This window comes from Algoriphagus iocasae (assembly GCF_014206875.1).
Lineage (GTDB): Bacteria > Bacteroidota > Bacteroidia > Cytophagales > Cyclobacteriaceae > Algoriphagus > Algoriphagus iocasae.
In genome coordinates this window covers 156,880-178,508 of record NZ_JACIJO010000002.1, presented here as the reverse complement: position 1 = coordinate 178,508, position 21,629 = coordinate 156,880, and the positions used below count along the sequence as shown (strand labels likewise).

Genomic DNA, 21,629 nt, shown 5'->3' with positions numbered 1-21,629 from the left:
TTATTCAATAATTTTTCAAAGGATTTAAATTCTCTCAAAATCCTTCATGAGGTTCCAAATTGATCATGTCCAATGAGTTTTGGATAATAGTTGTATTTGTTTCAAAAGAGTTAATTAATTGAACCGCATAATATATTAGCCACATAGAGTTGCATAGTTTTTTTCTATGCTTACTATGTGTCTATGTGGTTTAGGGAACTTATTATTCAATAATTTTTCGAAGGATTTAAATTCTCTCAAAATCCTTCATGAGGTTCCAAATTGATCATGTCCAATGAGTTTTGGATAATAGTTGTATTTGTTTCAAAAGAGTTAATTAATTGAACCGCATAATATATTAGCCACATAGAGTTGCATAGTTTTTTTCTATGCTTACTATGTGTCTATGTGGTTTAGGAACCTTTTTTTACAGTAATTTTTAGCTAAAAAAAAAGCCCCTTCCAAAAATAAATGGAAAGGGCTATCTATCATCTTAGGACTTGAAGTGGTTAACAATAGGCTGTCATCTTTTTACCAGAAATTATTTCTTTTTCCCCATGTAATCTACCACAAAGTAGCTCAGGGTTCTTACTCCAAGGGTGAAACCACCTTCATCAATATAAAATCCAGGAGTATGATGAGATGGGGTCTTTGATGGGTCACCGCCTTTTTTCATCCCGCCGAGATTAATAAACAATCCTGGTTTTTCTCTTTGGAAAAAGCTGAAATCCTCTGCACCTGTAATTGGAGGCATGCTGATGACATTGCCTTCACCAACTGTTGCTTGAATACTTGGTAGCATTTCAGCTGTTAAAGCAGGATCATTTACAGTAGAAGGGTATAGTTTTTCGATTTTCAGATCAACTTCAGCGCCTGCACTTTCAGCGATATTGGTAACGATTTCGGTGATTCTTTTATGAACCAAAGCCTGTTGATCATCTCCAAAAGTTCTAATCGTACCGATCATTTCCACTTTTTCTGGAATGATATTATGTCTGATTCCGCCATGAATCGCTCCGACGGTAACCACGGCAGGGTTTTCTGTGATATTTACACTTCTGGAAAGTATGGTTTGAAGCCCCATGACAATCTGGGAAGAAGTCACAATTGGGTCGATGCCTGACCAAGGGGAAGCTCCATGTGCTTGTCTACCAGTAAGAGTGATTTCTAAGTTATCAACCGCTGCCATGGCAGGTCCGGATCTGTATCCGATTTTCCCTACTTCCATTTGAGAGGCAATATGAAGGCCGAATACCGCATCCACATCTTCCATTACTCCTTCTTTCACCATTAATTCAGCTCCCGCAATATCTGCATCATATACGCCTTCCTCTGCTGGCTGGAAGAAGAATTTTACATTTCCTTCCAAGTCATCTTTCATGCTAGCCAAAACTTCAGCCACTCCCATCAAAATCGCAACGTGAGTGTCGTGACCACAGGCGTGCATTACTCCTGTCTCTTGTCCATTGTAAGTTGCAGTATTGACAGATTTAAATGGCAAATCGTTTCGTTCTGTCACAGGTAAGGCATCCATATCAGCTCTTAAAGCTACGGTTGGGCCTGGTTTTCCACCTTTCAAATATCCTACAACTCCAGTGACGGCAACGCCTTCCGTGACTTCGATTCCTAAGGATCGAAGATGGTCTGCTACTTTTTTGGCGGTTCTGAATTCTTGATTTCCCAATTCAGGGTGCATGTGGATATCTCGTCTCCACTCGACTACTTTTGACTCAATGGCGTTTGCTTTAGAGTCAATGGCTGGTCTGAGAGAAGACTGAGCGAGTGCTGCTCCTGTTCCAATAATTGGAAAAATCAGCAAGGGTAAAAGTAATTTTTTCATGGTTGATGGTTAGATTCTAATTAATCAAATTTAGAAAAATACACTGAAGTAGGTCTATCAAATAAAAGAATTACCTGAATTAGATACGATTAAAGAACTATTTGAGAGGAAAAAGCTTTAGATAGAAAACTCAAAAATTCAATAGATGGAACTTAAAAATAAAATTGCTGTAGTCACTGGGGTAAGTAAGGGGATAGGTTTGGAGGTAGTCAAGCATTTAATCGAAAAAGGAAGTATCGTGGCAGGTTGGGGAAGAAATGCTCCTGATTTCAATCACGAGAATTTTCATTTTTTTACCTGTGATGTAGCAAAGGAAGACTCTGTAGAAAATGCCTTTCAGGAAACAGTAGCTAAGCTTGGAAATGATATTCGGATTTTAGTGAACAATGCAGGTTTTGGAGTTGCTGGGGATACGGAGACTTTTTCATCAGAGGACTGGAAAGCCATGTTTGACACTAATGTTCATGGGATTTTTTACACTACAAAAAGATTGATTCCAGGGATGAAAGCAGCAGATGAAGGCCATATTTTAAATGTAGCTTCCATAGCTGGTTTGAATGGCGTCAATAAGTTTGCAGGGTATGTTGGGACCAAACATGCAGTCCGTGGAATATCTCATTCTTTATACATGGAGCTTAGAGACTTTGGAATAAAAGTTTCGACAATTTACCCGGGTTCGATCCAGACAAACTTCTTTGATGATATCCCTGGTGTGGATGCGAATGAAAACATGATGAGACCAATTGATGTGGCTACGACCATGGTCCAAACTCTGGAAACACATCCTAATTACTTTGTCGCTGATGTGGAATGCAGACCTTTGAGACCAAAGGGGAAGAAATAATTTATTTAGAACCTTCGATTTACTGGAGCACCTATGAAATCAATTCATAGGTGTTTTTTTATTACAAGGTAAAATTGGCTGATAACCTAACAATCACGCTTTAGATTGTTTTCAGTGTGGATAGTGGTTAAATTGCCACTTATTCTTTCTGAAATCATACTATGAAAAAATTAAACCTGATCATTTTGATCGTACTATTATTGGGAGCTACTGCCATTATGGGGTATTCTTTTCAGCCGGAGAAATTGGAAGTTGCGGCAAACACCTCGACTCCAAAACTATTGCCGGATTTTAATATGTATGATATTAATGGGAAAGTAAGTTCTATTCACCAGTTGGCAGGCGACAAACCTACCCTTTTCATTTATTTCAATTCAACTTGTCATTTATGCCAAGATGAACTGGGTGAGATTTCAAAGAGAATCGATGAATTTAAAGAGTACAACCTCATTTTCACGACCGTGCAGCCAAAACCAGAAGTAATTGGTTTTGTGAATGATCTGGAAATTAAAGATCGATCAAACGTACATTTTTTGTTGGATGCAGACATGAATGTGGCAAGCTATCTTCAGATCAAAAGTCTTCCTTCTATTTTCTGCTATAATAAAAAGCAGGAGCTTGTCGCTGAGTATGTAGGTGTTACCAAAATCGATCTTTTGCTGGGGAATCTTGCAAGTGCCAAGTAATTTTCCGAAAAGAAAGTCTTGGATAATTAGTGAAATCCTCACTTAAGATCATGGGATTTCTAAAGAATAAGCTTAGGAATCTTGATCGAACGAAACTATAAAATTTCCGTACTTTTGATAGCTTAAATTAGCCCAATGTCACTCGAAGTATCCCAACTTACCAAACTTTACGGAACCCAAAAAGCATTAGATACGGTGTCTTTTTCGGCTAGCCCTGGGAGGATTTTGGGCTTTTTAGGGCCAAATGGTGCAGGTAAATCCACCACGATGAAAATTATCACAGGATTTATTCAAGCTGATGGAGGCGCTGTCAAAGTGATGGGGAAGGATGCCCTTGAAAATCCAAAGCTGGTCAGTCCAATGATTGGATATCTACCTGAACATAACCCTTTGTATCTGGATATGTATGTTCGGGAATTCTTAGAGTTTTCGGCCGGCATTTATGGAATCAGAGGGGCTAAAAGACAAGAACGGATCAAAGACCTGTTGCAGAAGACTGGTTTAAATCCAGAGCAACACAAAAAAATAGGACAGTTATCCAAGGGCTATCGCCAAAGAGTTGGGTTGGCAAAAGCCTTGATCCACGATCCACAGGTGGTTATTCTGGATGAACCTACGACAGGATTAGATCCTAACCAATTGGTGGAAATCAGAAATCTCATTTCAGACATAGCCAAAGACAAGACCTTGATTTTGTCCACTCATATCATGCAGGAGGTGGAGGCGATTTGTCAAGATGTAGTAATCATCAACAAAGGCAAGATCCTTGCTGCGGAGGCTTTGGAAAATCTAAAATCCACCAGTTCGGAAGTGAGATTGGAATTGGAAACTGAAGAAAGTTTAGAATTGGAATGGTTTGAATCCATTGGAGCCACTTCCTATGGTAACAAAGGCAAAAACTCAGTAAATATTATCTGCCAGGATGCATCTGAAGCCAGAAAATCAGTCATGAAGATTGTGCAGGAGCGTAATCTTAATTTGATCAGCATGAGTCAAAGCAAAAAGAATTTGGAGCAAATTTTCAGAGAAATCACTAAATGAAGAGTCTGTTTCTAAAAGAAATCAATGCGTTTTTTGGAAGCCTTTTGGGTTACTTGGTTTTAGCACTTTTTCTCGTGGCTATCGGATTGATTGTTTGGGTTTTTCCTGAAAGCAGTGTATTGGAATATGGCTATGCAGATCTAGAAGCCTTGTTTTCATATACTCCTTATGTATTCACGTTTTTGGTTCCGGCTATTGCTATGAGAACTATCGCGGATGAGCGAAAAACAGGAACTTGGGAATTACTTCGAACTTCCCCGCTTTCTTTATTCCAAATCATTTTAGCCAAGTATTTTGCACTTCTGTTTTTGGTGATTCTGGCTGTCTTGCCGACTTTACTCTATTTCTTTAGCATAATTCAATTGGGTGATCAGGTTGGAAACCTGGATCAAGCAGGATTTTTCGGATCGTGGATTGGGCTCTTGATGATCGGAGCAGTTTTCGCGGCGGTAGGATTATTTGCAAGCTCTTTGACTTCACAGCAAGTTTTGGCCTTTGTCCTAGGCGTGTTTTTGTGTTTTGTGTTATACTTCGGGTTTTCGGCCTTAGCCGATCTTCAAGTGGGAGATTTCGCCTATTGGGTGGAGGAGTTAAGCCTGAGTTTTCATTATATCAACCTTAGCCGTGGGGTGGTGGACTCAAAAGATGTCTTTTTTATGCTGGGAATGATCTGGCTGTTTTTAGGATTGAGCATTTTGACTTTGAAGAATAAATGAAAAAGTCAGCCCTACATAGTTTGATGCCATGGTTGATCCTTTTCGGAGGAGTAATTCTATTTGTGGTTCTTTCCCAAATCATCAATTTTCGGATCGATTTAACGGAGGAAAAAAGATATTCTTTGCATCCGGCAACTGAAGAAGTGCTGTCGCAATTGACTGAGCCGATTCATGTTGATATTTTATTGGTAGGAGATAACCTGCCAGGTGGAATGAAAAGGCTACAAAAATCCATCGAAGAAACAGTCAGAACATTTAATTCTTACAGTCCAGAGAAGATCACCTTTTCTTATTTCGACCCGCTTTCTGTAGCAGAAAGTGAGCAGGAGGAATTTATTGGGGCACTGACTCAATACGGAATCAATCCAACCAATCTTTATGTAAGTCAAAACTCCGGACAACAGGCAACCCTGATTTTCCCCGGAATATTGGTCAGTGATGCAGAGTTTGAGACTGGAGCATTGGTGCTCAAAGGAGAAAGAGGGATGGGGCCAGATGAAATTTTGAACCAATCCATTGAGAATTTAGAGTTTGAATTGAGCAATGCCATCAAGAAACTGGTGAGTCCTGAAGAATCAGCGATAGCGATGATTATGGGGCATGGAGAGATGGCAGAAGATGATGGCTACGGATTGGTGGAAGCACTAGATGGGGAATTTGAGTTGTTTAAAGTTCCTTTAGAGCAAGCGAAGAAGCCTTCTGATCTTTCCAATTTTAAAATCATTTTCATAGAAGGTCCACGGGAAATTTATTCCGAAAGAGAGATTTATCTCTTAGATCAATACGTCATGAATGGAGGTAATCTGGTTGTGATGATTGATGGTGTGGCTGTGGACATTGCGCAAGCCGGGGGAGAAGGTACTTTTGCTATGCCTGTAGATTCGGGGCTAGAAAACCTCTTGTTTAAGTATGGTATCCGTGTCAATAAAGATTTGATTCAGGATTTGAATTTCGGGTATTTTCCTGTGATGGCTGGAAATTTTGGGAATCAGGAACAGATGGTTCCTCTTCCTTGGCCTTTTTATATTCAGGCAGGAATAATGCAGGCTCATCCGATTACCAAGGGACTGGATGTGGTTTACTATCGGTTCGTCAGTAGCCTAGATACAGTAATGGCTGAAGGAGTGAAAAAGACTCCATTGATATTCTCATCCGATAATTCAAGAGTGTTGACTGCACCTGTTCGGGTGGCATTTAGTGATATGGAGCAAGGGCCTGATGTGGAGAGCTTTTCTATGAAAAATCTTCCGATGGGATATTTATTAGAAGGTAATTTTACCTCTCTTTTTAAAAACAGATTTTTGCCAGAAGGTTTTTCGAAAGAAGAATTTAAAGATTCTGGAAATGGTAAAGTGGTTGTTTTTGGTGATGGCGATGTTTTCCAAAGCCAAAAAAGCCTTCAAGATGGAAGTCCGCTAGCCTTAGGAGAGGATCCATTTAGTCAGACAACTTTTGCCAACAAATTGCTTTTGCGAAATATGGTGAAGTACCTGGTGGATCCAGATGGGATAATTGCCTCAAGGACGAGGACTTTCCAGATTAGACCATTGAATAAAGTAAAAGTTGCGCAGCAAAAGACATTTTGGCAATTGGTAAATGTGGTTGCTCCTGTTGTAATTTTGCTATTAATTGGTGCAATTGTCTGGTGGATTCGCAATCAAAAATTTTCCAAAAAAATAAACTAGCTAAAAAAACAGGTTTTCTTCATAATAATTTCGAGTCTTTCCCAATAGGATCGGTTCTGAATCGATTTTATTTATAAATTTACCCCCATTGCAAGAATTAAATTTAATAAGCCCTTCGATATGAAATTTATTGTTTCCTCTTCTGCCTTACTCAAGCAGCTTTCAGCGATCAACGGCGTGGTTACTACCAATCCTGTTGTTCCTATTTTGGAAAACTTCCTTTTTGAGATTAAAGACAGTGTATTGACCATTACTGCTTCGGATCTTCAAACCTCGATGATTACCGAAATCGCAGTGGAGGCAAAGGAAGATGGAAATATTGCGGTTCCAGCCCGTATTTTGATTGAGACTTTGAAAAATTTGCCAGAGCAGCCGGTGACTTTTAGTATCGATCATGATACCTATGCAGTCGAGATCAGTTCTGATAACGGACGCTATAGATTGGCAGGTGAAAATGCTACTGATTTCCCTAAAATCCCCACCGTAAGCAACGCTTCGACAGTGGATATGTCTACTGAAGTGCTTTCCAGCGCAGTTTCTAACACCATCTTTGCTACAAGTTCTGATGAACTAAGACCGGCTATGACAGGTGTTTACATCAACTTGAGTCCAACCAATACAACTTTCGTAGCGACTGACGGACATCGATTGATCAGATATAGAAGAGTAGATATTGCTTCTGGCGATGCTGCTAGTTTGATTATTCCTCGCAAAGCATTGAACTTGTTGAAGTCGACTTTGCCATCTGAAAATGTACCAGTTACTGTAGAATTCAATCAGTCAAATGCTTATTTCAAGTTCAACAGTATCAAAATGATCTGTCGATTGATCGATGAGCGATTCCCTGATTATGAAAATGTAATTCCTGCGGACAATCCAAACTTGATGACAATCGACCGTTCTGAGTTGTTGAGTTCATTGAGACGTATTGCGATCTATGCGAACAAAACTACTCATCAAGTAAGATTGAAATTGACTGGAAGTGAATTGTTGATTTCTGCTGAAGATTTGGATTTCTCTAATGAGGCGAACGAAAGATTGTCCTGCGAGCATGATGGAGAGGATATCGAAATCGGATTCAACGCTAAATTCTTGGTAGAAATGTTAAACAACCTTTCCTGCAAAGAAGTAACCTTGAAGTTCTCTGCTCCAAATAGAGCTGGACTTATCGTCCCTGCTGAGCAGGACGAAAATGAAGACATCCTGATGCTAGTGATGCCAGTGATGCTAAATAATTACGTATAAACAACCACAATCCATAAAACGAAAAGCCCGGAGAATCCTTCGGGCTTTTTTTGTGCATGCTTTTTTTTTCTAATTGTCCCACATCTTTATAGTAGCAGGACTAAACCAAACAGAATCATTTCTTTGTGATTTCTTTGTGTTCTTCGTGGTTTAAATAAAAGTCACTTCTTTTTCGCGTCTCGCAAAGCTTTCAGATACAATCCTTCTACCCGCTCTCTCGCCCAAGGAGTTTTCCGGAGGAATTTCAAGCTGGAATTAATGGAGGGATCATGGGTGAAACAACGGATGGTGATTCGCTGGCCTAATTCTTCCCAGCCATAAAATTCCACTAAATGAGTGACCATGTCGGCAAGTTTTACTCCGTGTAGTGGATTGTTGGGTTGCGTTTCCAAAAGGGTATAATCAAGTTGAGTTTAAAATTAAGTAATCTTTCGCTTTTGAGGTTATCGCTTTTCGATCAGATCCCAAAGATTTCCATACAGATCCTTAAAAACTGAAACTGTCCCATAATCTTCTTCACTCGGTTCTCGGATAAACTCTACACCTCTTTGGGTATACTTTTTATAATCTCTCCAGAAATCATCAGTATATAAAAACAGGAAAACTCGCCCTCCAGCCTGAAATCCAATTTGAGAGGTTTGTGTTTCATTTGCTGCCTTGGCAAGTAATAAATGGCAATCAGATCCGGGTGGCGAAACACGAACCCATCGTTTGGTTTCGCTCATGGGAGTATCCTCTAGCAATTCAAAATCTAGGACCTTGGTATAATATTCGATCGCTTCATCGTACTCTTTTACCAAGAGTGCGATTTGCCCCAATTGTTGTTTCATGTTTAAAAGTAGGCTTAATAAAATCGAAGTTAAATATCCTCTACAAAAAAGATCGCATTGTTATTCAAATCATACAATCCAAATTCATGCGTTCCCCAAGGGGTATTCTTTCTCAATTTGTCTTTAGGAACCACTCCTTTTGCAACCAATGAGTTGAAATAGTTTTCAATGTTTTTGACAAAAATCCGGACAACAGAACCTCCCAATAAGGGGTCGTCTTCGGTATCAGCGTGCCATTGGAGGTGGAGCCAGACTGTTTTGAAATGGATTCCTACGTACATGGAATCTCCAAAAATCTTTTTAAATCCCAGCTTTTCTTCATACCATTTCAAATCTCTTTCTATGTCACTGGAAGGTAAAACTGGTACTGTGGATAAAAATTCGGTTTTCATGTTTTGGGTTTAAAAAAAAGGATTCAGTTAGGTTTACTGAATCCTTGGAAAAAGGTTTTATCCTTCTGCTTCCAATGTCCTCCGGACATCCTCAAGACCACGTCGGATCTCAAAAATACTATCCCATTCCCTGCCTTCTACTCCATGCTCAATTCCCACATATCCATGGAAGTTGTGCGCAAGTACGATTTTCATCATTCTGGTATAATCCAGTGGATGTTCCTTGCCGGCATCATCCCATACCATTGGCTTCATGCTCACGCCTTTTGCATATGGCATCAATTCATCCACTCCTCGATAAGAATCATAGGAAATGTTTTTGTCATTCTCAGTGGCAATTCTAAAATTCCCAAAGTCCGGTAAAGTTCCTGCCCTTGGATGAGCTGTTTCCTTGATCATTTCAGCGAGCCATTTTCCATTGCTTGAAAATCCACCGTGGTTTTCGATAATGACATCGATATCAAAGTCATCCGCAAACTCACAAAGTTGCCTTAAACCAGAGCTTGTGATGTCCATAGCTGTTTTGGCATCAGCAGGGTTGGTGCTCCATGGCACGGCTGAGTAGGCATTGACCCGAATCGCATGACAACCCAAGAACTTGGCTGCTTCCACCCATTTTTTGTGATTTTCTACAGTTTGCTTTCTTCCCTCTGAAGTGCCAGCACCGAGCATTCCTTCGCCGTCTACCATAATCAAAACTGAGGTGACGCCCTCCCCATCTGCACGGGTTTTCATTTCTTTCAAATAAGCCATGTCTTTGGCTTTGTCTTTGAAAAATTGGTTAACATATTCCACTGCATCGATATCATGTTGTTTTGCCAAGATCGGAAAGTCCAAGTGGTCGATTTTTCCGGAGAATAAAGCCTTGTTTAAGGACCATTCGGCCAATGAGATTTTGAAAAGTGGGTCTGCTGCTTTTTTGGAAGCAAAGCCAAATTGTGGCAATCCAAGTCCAACAACTGCTGTTGCAAGTCCTGCTGATTTTAAGAATTCTCTTCTGTTTTTCATGTTGTTGATAATTTTGGGTAAAAAATTTATTTGGAGTTTGGTTCTTTATATTTCCCAGCCTTTTCGATACTCCCTAGTCAAGTATTGATTTGCTGATTCATCGTTTGTGATTTTTGGGATGCTCGCATCAAATTCTATTCTTTTGCCAGCTCTTAATGCAATAGCTCCAAGGTTGATGGTATCTGTGATGGTTTGAGCTCGGGTGAAACTTCCCGGAGTCTGTTTTTTTGTTTTCACAGCTTCGACCCACATATCGGTATCGCGATCCACTTCTCTTGAATTAATTTTTTCTGATTCTGGTCGGGCATTCATCTTACTTTCCGGAAGTAAAACGGGGTTTTCTCCCCTGAAACCTCCAAGGATTTTTCCTTTCGTTCCTACTAGCATCAATCCTTCTTCTGGAGTATCCTTTCCATCGATTTCTAGTTCTTCAGGAGCAAAAGGCTTCATCCCTCCATCATACCAAAACAGATCAAAGCCTGGTAGATTTTCCTGTTCAGGGAATTTCCATTTGATCATGCAGCTTGCTGGAAATGCCACATTATTATCCACCCAGTGATACACATGATCAATTTCCTCTCGTGTGGTCGTTCCAAAAGCTTTCGCCGCAATTGGTGATTTGGTGATGCCTAGCGTTTCAAATAGCGGGAACAAGCTATAATGTCCCATGTCAGCTACCGATCCACCGCCGAATTCATACCATCCTCTAAAAACATTATTGGTGTAATGTGGATGATAGTTCATGTCAGGAACAGGCCCGAGCCAAAGATCCCAATTAAACCCTGAAGGAATAGGAGGGGTGTCTGTTGGACGTTTGGTCCATTGCTGCCAAACCGGACGATAAGACCAATTGTGGATTTCTTTGAGTTCTCCGATCAAACCTCCATCCATCCAAGCTTTCATTTGTCGGTATTCTGGTCTGTCAGACCATGCCAGTAAATGAGTAATGGCACCTGAAGTGTTTGCCTTCTCAATTACTTTTCTGCCTTCCAAAAGTCGGTTGGATATGGGCTTATGTGTTACTACGTTGATCCCATTATTCATAGCTGCTAAAGCTATGGAAGCATGGGTGTGATCCGGAGTCATGATTTTGACCACGTCAATTCCTTTTTCCTTTGCAAAGAGTTCTCGGAAATCTTCATAAGAAGAACAGCCTTTGTAAGTTCCTCCCGGGCTGTTTTTTGCATAATATTTTTCTACAAAGGCTTGACCCACATCTCTTCCGCCCGGAATTCCTTTCGCATTTTCCCACCAGGAATCATCCCCTAAAACCTTGCGGATGTCATCTCTGATTCCGTATGGTGACCAGTCAATGTAATCTTCTGTGTATTTGTTTGAATCGCAAACTGCCACCACCCGAATGTTGGGGTTTAATAAAAGCCCACCCATTTCTCGAAGTCCTTGGGTTCCACAGCCAATATTTGCTACCGTGATCTGATCGGAAGGCGGTACTTTACCGAGACCTGCGATTACATGTGATGGGACGATTGAAAATGATGCTGCAATCGTAGCGGCGGTGCCGATAAACTCTCTTCGGTTGAGATTGTCCTTCGAAGACATATTGATGGGGTTATTGTTTAAAAGATATAATTTACCAAAGCTTGTATCGAATACAAAATATTTTGAATGGATTGATTATTTCAGTTTGAAGAGGGGATTATTTTGGGCGACCTCGATTCTTCAACAGAAAATTTTTTAGGGCGAAGTGGGAATAGCTTTATCAGGAATCAGTTTTAGCATAAGTTTTTCGAAAAGTCCGATCATAGGGAAAAACAGAATCACTCCTAATCCATTAAAGAGCATATGTCCATTTGCGATAACATGATCTAAGTCCGGGCTTTTAGATATAAAAATTACCAGCTCCATAAACTGATCAAAGAAAAGTAAGCCGAGGGAAATACAGATCAAATTAAAGATCAAATGAAATACTCCGGCCCTGATGGCCGCTCTTGAGCCTTTTATTGTGGCTAATAGCGTATCTGAACAAGTACCCAATTCTGCTCCTAACATCAGGGATATTCCTCCTGCCGAGTTGATGAGGCCTTGTTTTCCCAATAGAATGGCAATACCGACTGTCGCGCTTGAGGACTGAATCAGTAAGGTGATTAAACCTCCAACCCAAGCTCCCTGAAGTGGATTGTTTTCCACTTTTGCTACCCAAGTTTCGAAAAGTGTACTCTCCCGAAGAGGCATTACGGATTCTTCCATGATGAAAAGCCCAAAGAATAACATTCCAAAATAGAAGAGGATTTTACCATAACTGGAGTAGGGCTTTTTTTTGATGAATAGCTGCATAAACATCCCAATCAAAAGAGGGATAAAGGAATAATTGGAAATATCCAATGCGATGAGCTGACTTGTAAATGTGGTGCCCAGATTTGCTCCTAAAATAATCCCGATGGATTGCTTGAAATTAAGCGCTTTTGCATTGATCAAAATTATGGTGAGAATAATCACTGCAGATGAGGATCCCATCAAGATAGTGACCATGATTCCGACCAATAGAGACAGCCAACTATTTCTGGTATAGCGGTGAATATAGATCCGGGTTTTTTCTGAAAAAAAGCTTTCTAGGACACCCGATAATTGGGATATGGAATAAATAAAAATGGTAAGCCCACCTAAAAATAATGGTAGAACGGTCTCATTCATTTGCATTAATTTAAGGAGAGAAAGTTCATTTTCATCTTTTGTCCCTAGAGAAATATTGGCTTTTCTTCTAAAAATCCTAACTTAACTTTTTCCCAGTATATCTGAATCCCCCTATGAAAATATCGATTAACACCCTCCTTTTGGCATTTGCGTTTGCTTGTACCTGTTTGATTTCATGCAGCTCTCCAGAAGAATCAGTTTCGAACAAAAACTTTCCTGATAAACCGAATATAGTTTGGATTGTGAATGAGGATATGTCTCCTGAGCACCTCGGAGCATATGGTGGAACTGGTGGGAAAACACCAGTTTTGGATCAGTTTGCAAAGGAAAGTGTGCGCTATACCAATGCATTTTCTACAGCAGGTGTCTGTGCACCAAGTAGAGCTACGATCATTACGGGAGCTTACCAAACATCCATCGGTGCACATAATATGAGGACTCTGGGAATGTCTGCCAATGCGAAAGATGCTTATCCTGAGAATTTCAAAACCTACTCTGCAATGTTGCCAGATGGTATGCGTGGATTTCCGGAATATTTACGAATGATTGGTTATTATACCACCAATAATTCAAAACAAGATTACCAATTTGTAGCTCCTGTTACGATGTGGGATGAAAGCAGCAACAAGGCCCATTGGAAGAATCGTCCTGATCCTGACCAGCCGTTTTTCTCTGTTTTCAATCTGAATATTTCACATGAATCTCAAGTTTGGGCCAGGGAAAATGAGCCACTTTTGGTAGATCCAGACTCAGTGACTGTTCCACCTGTGTATCCGGATGATTCCATTTCCAGAAGAACTATCGCCAGATTTATTACAAATGTGATGCGGATGGACACCCAAGTAGGGGAAATCATTCAGGAACTGAAAGATGCAGGACTTTATGAGAATACCATCATTTTCTATTATTCTGATCACGGCGATGGCATGCCCTATTTCAAAAGAGAGCTATATGACCGAGGATTAAAAATTCCTTTGATGATTAAAGCGCCATTCTTAGAGCCTGGAACTGTAAACAATGAACTGGTAAGTTTCGTGGATTTTGCGCCGACGATCTTATCTCTTGCAGGGATAAAAATCACTATCGCCATGCAAGGTCAGGCTTTCTTAGGACCTCAAAAATCAGCACCAAGAAAATATGTTTATGCCGCAAGGGACAGAATGGATTCTGAAGTTGATAGAGTTAGAGCTGTCAGTGATGGCAGGTATAAATACATCAGGAATTATATGCCGAACAAGCCAAATTACCAGAATATTCGATATCGCTTGAATAACCCATTGATGGTTCATTTACTGGAATTGCATGAGCAAGGAAAATTAACTCCAGAACAAGAACGCTGGTTTGATGAGACCAAACCAAAAGAAGAATTGTATGATACGCAGGTGGACCCTTGGGAATTCAATAACCTAGTGGATAGTCCAGAGCATCAGGAAAAGCTGGAAGAATTAAGAAAAGCACATTTGGACTGGGTGAATTACTATGGAGATTATGGCGAGGTACCAGAAATGCAAATGGTCGAGCAATGGTGGGGTGGAAATAGAATTGCTCCAACCACAGAACGTCCTCAGATTACCTATGAAGATGGAATGGTGACATTAAGCTCAGCTACGCCAAGTGCTTCTATTGGTTATAGAAAATCAACTTCTGATGTTTGGTCTGTTTACCAAAGACCTTTCCCTTGGAATGCCGGCGACTCCTTGTATGTCGTCGCTCATAGAATTGGTTTTGAGCCATATCCTGAAGAAGTCATCATCAAATAAAATTATTAATCGAGACAGGGAATCCCGGATTTAGCATTCTTGCCAAATGGAGGCATAATTTTATATTCTAAGATTCCTTTTTTGAAATCGTAATTCTCGAATTGATAATCAGGAGTATACCTTACTTGATCCCAGTAGACAGATCTGGGATCGGTAGCTCTTCTGTCTCCAGTTTCTTCCATCCAGTTTTGAAGCTTTTGTTTCATCTGACCTTTTACTTCGGCCAAAACTGGATCCTTTGCTAGATTGACTAGTTGATAAGGATCCGAAATTACGTCATAAAGTTCTTCTTCAGGTCGTTTTTCAAAAGCCAATTTGAAGTAATCAGGCTGATTAGGTTTGGCTTTTCCTTCCATGTTCATCATCAGAAATTTGGTAATAGAGTTGTCGATGTCTCCAAACTGTCCGACTGATTGATGAACTGATGGATCTCCAGCAGGATTTCTTTCGGGCATCATATTTCTGATATACAAATATTGATGGTCTCTTATGGCTCTCATGGGATAAGATAAATCTCCTTTGCGGACATTGGCATGTCTTTCCCGCTCCAGATAAACCTGTTCTCTGTCTTGCTTTTTACCTGCGAGAAGTGGCCAAAGTGATTGTCCACTCATTGTTTCCTGTTCGGCACCTGCTGCTTCTATAAAACTGGGAGCGAAATCCACGAAATTCACAAAATCATCGATGACTGTTCCTGGTTTTATTTTCTCGGGCCATCTGATCGCAAGCGGCATCCTGGTACCATAATCATATAGATTTGCTTTTGCTCTTGGGAAAGGCATGCCATTATCACTTGTCATCACAATAATAGTATTGTCCAAAATCCCAGCCTCTTCCAGGAGTTTGATCAAATGAGCACATTCTCTGTCAAATCTTTCAACTTCAAAGTAATAGTCCAAAATATCATTTCTCACACAATCATTATCCGGGAAAAATCCAGGAACATTGACATCTTCCAAATACATCCCTGATCTGATGCCTGTATTGGTTTCATAAGTTCGATGTGGATCTGTGCTTCCAAACCAAAAAGTGAAAGGTTGACCTTTAGGCTTTGACTCTAAAAATGTCTCGAAATCCTCAAAAGATTGTCCTGCTGGATTATGCTCTAAGCCTCTGACTTTGAAATCACCTGGCCCCCATCCTTTTCGGGTAGATCCAGTGAAATATCCTTCGCTTTCGAGGATAGATACATATGTTGGGAACTGGGCTGGGAATTCCGACCAGAGGTTTCCTCCATCCTCGTTTTGATGAGGATATCGACCTAAAAGGACTGCTGCTCGAGATGGAGAGCAGGAGGGTGAAGCCGTATATGCATTCGTGAATAGTGCTCCCTCTCTGGCCAAACGATCAAAAGTAGGAGTTCGCACCAAATTGTCTCCATAAACACCAGCATGTGGAAAGGACCAATCATCGGCAATCAAAAATAAAATATTGGGTTGGTTCTGCTGAGAGAAAGATTTAAAACCAGAGGAAGAAAGGAGAAAAATAAAGAGGAGTAACTTTTTCATTTTTAAAGGTCTAAGTAGGAATTTAAGACCTTTTGATTTTTAATCCAATATCAAAGTATTCAGGGTTTCTTTCCCTCCTCTAAGTATGTTTAAGTCCACATTTTCTTTGATTCCTTTGATTCGACCTTCCTCAGAAAACTGCCAAATCACCCAGTAATCACTTTCGGGTTCTTTGATAGGATTATAATTCGCTACCCATAATGGATAATCCTCGAAACCATGCCCGACAAGCACATGTCTGTTAAATGTGTCGCCTGTATAAATAATCGGCTTGACTCCATAATGTTCTTCCACAATATTCAGCCAGTTCTGAACGCCTTCCCTCAGTCTGTTTTTAGACTGGATAGTAGAATGCTTTTCTATGTCCAAAATTGGCCGAAGATCTCCTTTTCTAAGTCGAACTGATTTAATGAAGTTATGGGCCTGAAGGGTACTGTTTTCATTAGGCCGATAATAATGGTAAGCTCCTCTGGCGACATCCATTGTATCCAGCGCATTCCAATATTCCTTGAAAAGCATATCCTGATCATCTCCCATCGTAGCCCGGAAAATAAAAAACTCCACAGGTCTATCTTTGATCTGAAGTTCTAATTGTTCCCAGGTTATTTTCCCTTGATAGTGGGACATATCTATCCCCAGAATTCCATTGGACTGGGTTTTGAAAATGTAATCGAATTTTAAAGCCTCACGCTCAGAAATCGGCCGATTGGCATAATAAGGTTTTTGATGCAGTTTATTCCAGGTAGTAATTACCAGAAAGCCTGCTCCTGAGGTTAATAAAACCAGCAATAAGATTAATCCGAGTGGGGTTGTATTTGACTTTTTTTTAGCCATTTGAAATGACAAAATCTTAAATGAGAAATCGAATGAATTGATTTATCGAGTCAATCGATACAAGAAAAGAGTACTTCTTTTGATAAGCTCAGGATACTCTTTCATATTGATGGTTTCTCCTGGAGCATGCGCACCTGATCCTGAAGCTCCCAAACCATCCAAGCAGTCCAGGTATTCTGCAACGAAAGAAATATCTCCGGCCCCTCTGCTTCCTGGATCACCAGGTTTCACTTCACCTAAACCCATGTCCTGACTCAATTGATTTAATTGCTCTCCCAAGGCATAGTTTCCTTCGGTAGGAATCATTGATGGCAAGCCATCTTCAAAAATAATTTCTGCATCCGTCTGATTCAGATTTCTATCAACGATCACCTGCATTTTTTTTCTGGCGGCTTCTTTTTGTTCCTCTCCCAAAAACCTCAAGTCTCCAGTGACTAAAGCCTCTCTTGCGACGATATTAGTTTTTCCCAAAGCTTCACCTTTGCCAGTCTCTGAATCATAACTGATGTCGGAACCACCGATGATTTGGCCGGGATTGAAGGTTAAATATTGTTCACCAGCCAATTCCTCACGGAATTCTGTCAAAATTCTAGCTGCTTCGTAAATCGCTCCATAACCTACTGATTCACGAAAAACTCCGCTAGAATGAGATTGTCTTCCTGTCGTTTTCAAAGTCCATCCGCTGCTTCCTCTTCTCGCCACTGTAGCGATTCCGAAGCTTTGGGTGGTTTCAAAAGCCAAAGCAACGTCATGTTCCTTTGCTCTAGCGATAAAGTCCTGTCTCGATAATTCCTCATCACCCGAACTTTCCTCATCTCCGGTAAAGTAAACCGTCACAGTCCGATCCTCCAATAAGCCTAGATCATGAAGCGCTTTCAAACTGGCAAAAGCCATCACATCTCCGCCTTTCATATCATTGACTCCTTGACCAGTGGCGGTAGAATCATTGATATATGTAAAAGGGGAAAATGGCATGTCCTTTTCGAAAACCGTGTCCAGATGCCCGATGATAAATATTTTCTTTCCCTTGGTGCCTTTCCTTGTGGCAATAAAATGTCCTGATCTTTTCACCGCTGCCGGGAGCTTAAACCATTCTGTTTCGAAACCAATTTTCTGGAATTCTCTTTCAAAAACTTTGGCCACAGCCTGTACGCCTTCAGCATTTAAAGAACCTGAATTGATATTGGTGACTTCCTCCAAAAGAGCGACTGTTTCCTGATAGTTTTTTTCTACTTTAGCGATTAATTTCTCCTCGGTTTTTGTCAGTTTCTGCGCAAAACCAAAGCAATAAAAACCCATCAGGGCAAAAGAAAGGATCAGCTTTTTCATAGGTGAAAATTAAGCCAATTGTCTGACATATGACTTCCAATCATAAAAAATCAATTCAAATAATAAGCTGGATTTTTACAAAAACTTGCGGATACTCATGATATATCCCATGTGAAGACCTTCATGAAAATTATTGAATTCTAGTGCATCCTGAATGTTAGCCAAGTAAAATCCTGTGGCAGTTTGTCTTTCATTATAGGTGGTGAAAATCCCTTTTTCGAAGTCATTTTCAGTTACCGTGACCAGTTCGATCAATAGGCTTTTAATAAGATCGATTTCTTCTTGAGTCGTGAATGATTTTGGTTTGGAGCCTGGTTTATAGCTGTTGTAGAACTCATCTGTGATATAGCCATTATGTCCTGAAGATTTGTAAATCAAGCCTTGTTGAGCGGCAATGATATGTCCCATATTCCAGATAATATTATTTGAAAAGCCCTCTGGAACCTTATTGAAATCCTCTATACTGTATTGCTCTAAAATTTTAAGAAATAAATTTCTGCCTGTTTTCCAGGATTTAAGGGTTGCGTTCATAGATTGTTGATTTTAAAAAGAATAAGTCGCGGTGGTAATTCGATCCTAAATTAAGAAGGAAACAAACGGGATACCATTTGTTGCGATTTCATACCCTTGATTTTTTATTTTAATGTCTAACTTATGCCCCAATTAAATCTAAACCTATGGCCAATTTTAATATTGACGCAAAAAAAGAAATGACCTACGATGCGATTGTGATCGGATCGGGAATAAGTGGAGGATGGGCTGCGAAAGAACTTTGTGAAAAAGGATTAAAAACCCTCGTTTTGGAAAGAGGGAGAATTGTAGAACATGTCAAAGATTATCCAACGATGAGCTTGGATCCTTGGGATACCGAGCTTCGTGGTAGTTTGACTCCAGAACAAAAAGCGAAACACCCGAAAGGCATTCGATCAGGATTTATTGGTGCTAATAATGAGCATTTTCATGCCAATGATGTCGAAAACCCATATACTGAAGTAAAACCATTTTTATGGGTTCGTGCCCATCAAATGGGTGGAAGATCCTTGCTTTGGGGAAAGCAATGTTATCGCTGGTCTGACCTTGATTTTGAAGCAAACTTAAAAGATGGCCATGGAGTCGATTGGCCGATCAGGTATAAGGATTTAGCACCTTGGTATACGTACGTGGAGAAATTTGCCGGAATCAGTGGGGAAGCATTGGGCTTACCTCAGTTGCCGGATAGCCATTTTCTTCCTCCGATGGAATTGAATTGTGTGGAAAAGCATGTGAAGGAGCGGATCGAAAAAGAATACAATGGCAGAAATATGATCATCGGCCGAGTGGCACATTTGACCGAGCCGATCAATGGTCGAGGCAAATGTCAGTTCAGAAACCGATGTGACCGAGGCTGTCCTTATGGAGCTTATTTTAGCAGTAATGCAGTGACACTTCCGGCTGCGAATGCGACTGGGAATTTGACCATCCGACCTTTCTCCATTGCCCAATCTATAATTTATGATGAAGAAAGCGGCAAGGCAACAGGAGTGAGAATCATTGATTCTGAAACTGGCGAATCCATGGAGTACCATGCTAAAATTATCTTCTGTAATGCTTCCACATTAAGTTCTACTCAGATCCTGATGAATTCCACTTCGGATAGATTTCCAAATGGGTTAGGAAATGATAGTGGCGAATTGGGTCATAACCTGATGGATCATACCTATCGGGTAGGAGCCATGGGCAAAGTGGATGGTTTTGAAGATCAATATTACAAGGGAAGAAGACCTAACGGGATTTATATTCCGAGATATTATAACCTCGATGAGCAAACCAGAACAGACAAATTTGTCAGAGGGTTTGGTTTCCAAGGGAGTGGAGGAAGAGCAGGTTGGGGTGCTGGATCAAATCAGGAGAATTTCGGAGCGGATTTCAAAGACGGATTGATGAAGCCGGGACCTTGGGAATTCTTTATTACAGGATTTGCAGAATGTCTGCCAAACCATGAAAACAAAGTTTATCTCAATAAAGATGTGTTGGATAAATGGGGTCAGCCAACCTTGTCAATCGATGCGGAATGGGGAGAGAATGAGTTGGCGATGAACAAGCAGATCAGAATCGATGCGAAGGAAATGCTCGAGAGAGCTGGACTTCAGGATATCATGGATTTTGACAATGAACATGAAATGGGCTACGGAATCCATGAGATGGGAACAGCGAGAATGGGCAGAGATCCGAAAACGTCTGTTTTGAATGGAAACAATCAAGTGCATGGAGCCAAAAATGTGTTTGTCACTGATGGGGCATGTATGACCTCATCCTCTTGTGTCAATCCATCTTTGACCTATATGGCATTGACAGCCAGAGCAGCAGATTTTGCAGTGTCCGAATTGAAGAAAAATAACATATAAGCCATGAACAGAAGAAACGCACTTAGAAGAACCGCTTTATTGGCCGGATCGGCCGTAGCAACACCGACTTTGTTGTCTTTGCTTCAGTCATGCAAAGAGCAAAAGCGAGTGGATTGGATACCACAATTTTTGAATCAAGAGCAGGCAGTCTTTTTGGCTTCCTTTGTGGATACAATTTTACCGAGGACAGAAACCCCGGGAGCTTTGGATGTGAAAGTGGATATTTTCATGGATTTGATGTATGCCAAAGCCTATGATCAAGCGGCACAAGAATATGTGAAAACCGAAATTGATAAGTTCAACGCGGCTTGCAAGGACGAATATGGTAGTGTTTTCGCAGATCTAAGCGAAGAAGACAAAACTGCCGTTTTGAAAAAGGCTGAGGCTGAAACTGCCAAATTCAATCCTGGAGTCTGGGGAACAGCTGTAGGCGAGCAAAAACCTGTAGCATTCTACCGACAATTGAAATCCATGGCGCTTTGGGCATATTTCTCCTCTGAAGAAGTTGGGAAGAATATTCTGAGCTATGATCCGATTCCAGGTGAATATTTAGGTTGTATTCCGCTTTCGGATGTAGGGAATACTTGGAGTCTTTAAGTATGTTCAGTTGAGAAATGTTTGTCAGCCTGAGCGCCTGCCTTCCGGTAGGCAGGGAGTCGAAGGCCATATTGGAGCAAATACAGGAAGTTAATCCAAAGGTCTTCGGCTCTCCTAACCTTATGATGCTTTTGGATATTTACTTGTATAAAGCGGATAACATAAAATCAATTAATTCCAGACCCCATCAGGGTCAAAGCTATATAGCCCAGGGTTTCAACCCTGGGTAAAATAGAATAGATTTCCCCAGCGCTGGCCCGGGATTTTCTTTCGGAGACAGAATGTTTTTGCCAGCAAGA

Annotated in this window: 20 protein-coding genes; 9 read left to right on the top strand and 11 right to left on the bottom strand. The window is 40.6% G+C overall.

The genetic code is table 11. The annotated features are described in order from the left end of the window. Nucleotides 1-520: 520 nt before the first annotated feature. A complete protein-coding gene (locus FHS59_RS08220) occupies nt 521-1,819 on the bottom strand; it encodes an amidohydrolase (RefSeq protein ID WP_184494665.1) in 1,299 nt (432 codons plus the stop codon). Nucleotides 1,820-1,964: 145 nt separating this feature from the next. On the opposite strand from FHS59_RS08220, the gene FHS59_RS08215 reads away from it, so the two are divergent. The 6 genes from FHS59_RS08215 (at nt 1,965) to dnaN (ending at nt 8,036) form a co-directional block, all read left to right on the top strand. Next, entirely contained in the window at nt 1,965-2,663 is a 699-nt protein-coding gene (locus FHS59_RS08215) for an SDR family oxidoreductase (protein ID WP_184494664.1), read from the top strand. Nucleotides 2,664-2,824: 161 nt separating this feature from the next. Beyond that, nucleotides 2,825-3,349, top strand: a complete 525-nt coding sequence (locus FHS59_RS08210; RefSeq protein WP_184494663.1) for a TlpA family protein disulfide reductase — start codon at nt 2,825-2,827, stop codon at nt 3,347-3,349. A gap of 135 nt (nt 3,350-3,484) precedes the next feature. Further along, a complete protein-coding gene (gene gldA, locus FHS59_RS08205; protein ID WP_184494662.1) occupies nt 3,485-4,390 on the top strand; it encodes a gliding motility-associated ABC transporter ATP-binding subunit GldA in 906 nt (301 codons plus the stop codon). Further along, nucleotides 4,387-5,106 carry a gliding motility-associated ABC transporter permease subunit GldF gene (gldF, locus tag FHS59_RS08200; RefSeq protein ID WP_184494661.1) on the top strand — a complete coding sequence of 240 codons (720 nt, stop codon included), beginning with the start codon at nt 4,387-4,389 and terminating at the stop codon, nt 5,104-5,106. Before gldA ends, gldF begins: the two co-directional genes overlap by 4 nt. After that, complete coding sequence (gene gldG, locus FHS59_RS08195) at nt 5,103-6,791, top strand: gliding motility-associated ABC transporter substrate-binding protein GldG (protein WP_184494660.1); 1,689 nt, start codon at nt 5,103-5,105, stop codon at nt 6,789-6,791. The genes gldF and gldG overlap by 4 nt, the downstream gene beginning before the upstream one ends. Nucleotides 6,792-6,911: 120 nt before the next feature. After that, nucleotides 6,912-8,036, top strand: a complete 1,125-nt coding sequence (gene dnaN, locus FHS59_RS08190; RefSeq protein WP_184494659.1) for a DNA polymerase III subunit beta — start codon at nt 6,912-6,914, stop codon at nt 8,034-8,036. A 161-nt stretch (nt 8,037-8,197) separates the two neighbouring features. On the opposite strand, the gene FHS59_RS08185 is transcribed toward dnaN, so the two are convergent. From FHS59_RS08185 to FHS59_RS08160, 6 genes are all read right to left on the bottom strand, one after another. Next, complete coding sequence (locus FHS59_RS08185; protein WP_184494658.1) at nt 8,198-8,428, bottom strand: VF530 family protein; 231 nt, start codon at nt 8,426-8,428, stop codon at nt 8,198-8,200. 51 nt (nt 8,429-8,479) lie between these two features. Continuing rightward, nucleotides 8,480-8,866, bottom strand: a complete 387-nt coding sequence (locus FHS59_RS08180; RefSeq protein WP_184494657.1) for a VOC family protein — start codon at nt 8,864-8,866, stop codon at nt 8,480-8,482. Nucleotides 8,867-8,895: 29 nt separating this feature from the next. Then, nucleotides 8,896-9,258 carry a VOC family protein gene (locus tag FHS59_RS08175; RefSeq protein WP_184494656.1) on the bottom strand — a complete coding sequence of 121 codons (363 nt, stop codon included), beginning with the start codon at nt 9,256-9,258 and terminating at the stop codon, nt 8,896-8,898. Nucleotides 9,259-9,315: 57 nt separating this feature from the next. Next, nucleotides 9,316-10,266: a sugar phosphate isomerase/epimerase family protein gene (locus tag FHS59_RS08170; protein ID WP_184494655.1), complete on the bottom strand. Its 951-nt coding sequence runs from the start codon at nt 10,264-10,266 to the stop codon at nt 9,316-9,318. 45 nt (nt 10,267-10,311) lie between these two features. Further along, nucleotides 10,312-11,826: a Gfo/Idh/MocA family protein gene (locus FHS59_RS08165; protein WP_184494654.1), complete on the bottom strand. Its 1,515-nt coding sequence runs from the start codon at nt 11,824-11,826 to the stop codon at nt 10,312-10,314. A 135-nt stretch (nt 11,827-11,961) separates the two neighbouring features. Further along, entirely contained in the window at nt 11,962-12,918 is a 957-nt protein-coding gene (locus FHS59_RS08160) for a Na/Pi cotransporter family protein (RefSeq protein ID WP_184494653.1), read from the bottom strand. Between the two features lie 113 nt (nt 12,919-13,031). On the opposite strand from FHS59_RS08160, the gene FHS59_RS08155 reads away from it, so the two are divergent. After that, nucleotides 13,032-14,678 carry a sulfatase family protein gene (locus FHS59_RS08155; RefSeq protein WP_184494652.1) on the top strand — a complete coding sequence of 549 codons (1,647 nt, stop codon included), beginning with the start codon at nt 13,032-13,034 and terminating at the stop codon, nt 14,676-14,678. A 5-nt stretch (nt 14,679-14,683) separates the two neighbouring features. Here the strand turns inward: FHS59_RS08155 and FHS59_RS08150 are convergent, their stop codons facing one another. The 4 genes from FHS59_RS08150 to FHS59_RS08135 form a co-directional block, all read right to left on the bottom strand. After that, on the bottom strand, nt 14,684-16,186 hold the full coding sequence (locus FHS59_RS08150; protein WP_184494651.1) for a sulfatase family protein: 1,503 nt from the start codon (nt 16,184-16,186) through the stop codon (nt 14,684-14,686). Nucleotides 16,187-16,225: 39 nt separating this feature from the next. Next, complete coding sequence (locus FHS59_RS08145) at nt 16,226-17,020, bottom strand: glycoside hydrolase family 25 protein (RefSeq protein WP_184494650.1); 795 nt, start codon at nt 17,018-17,020, stop codon at nt 16,226-16,228. A gap of 42 nt (nt 17,021-17,062) precedes the next feature. Next, nucleotides 17,063-18,349, bottom strand: coding sequence for a M20/M25/M40 family metallo-hydrolase (locus tag FHS59_RS08140; protein ID WP_184494649.1), 1,287 nt, complete (start codon nt 18,347-18,349; stop codon nt 17,063-17,065). A 75-nt stretch (nt 18,350-18,424) separates the two neighbouring features. Further along, nucleotides 18,425-18,880, bottom strand: a complete 456-nt coding sequence (locus tag FHS59_RS08135; RefSeq protein ID WP_184494648.1) for a DinB family protein — start codon at nt 18,878-18,880, stop codon at nt 18,425-18,427. Between the two features lie 146 nt (nt 18,881-19,026). Between FHS59_RS08135 and FHS59_RS08130 the strand changes: the two genes are divergently transcribed. Then, nucleotides 19,027-20,733: a GMC oxidoreductase gene (locus FHS59_RS08130; protein ID WP_184494647.1), complete on the top strand. Its 1,707-nt coding sequence runs from the start codon at nt 19,027-19,029 to the stop codon at nt 20,731-20,733. A 3-nt stretch (nt 20,734-20,736) separates the two neighbouring features. Beyond that, a complete protein-coding gene (locus FHS59_RS08125) occupies nt 20,737-21,330 on the top strand; it encodes a gluconate 2-dehydrogenase subunit 3 family protein (protein WP_184494646.1) in 594 nt (197 codons plus the stop codon). Nucleotides 21,331-21,629 lie beyond the last annotated feature (299 nt).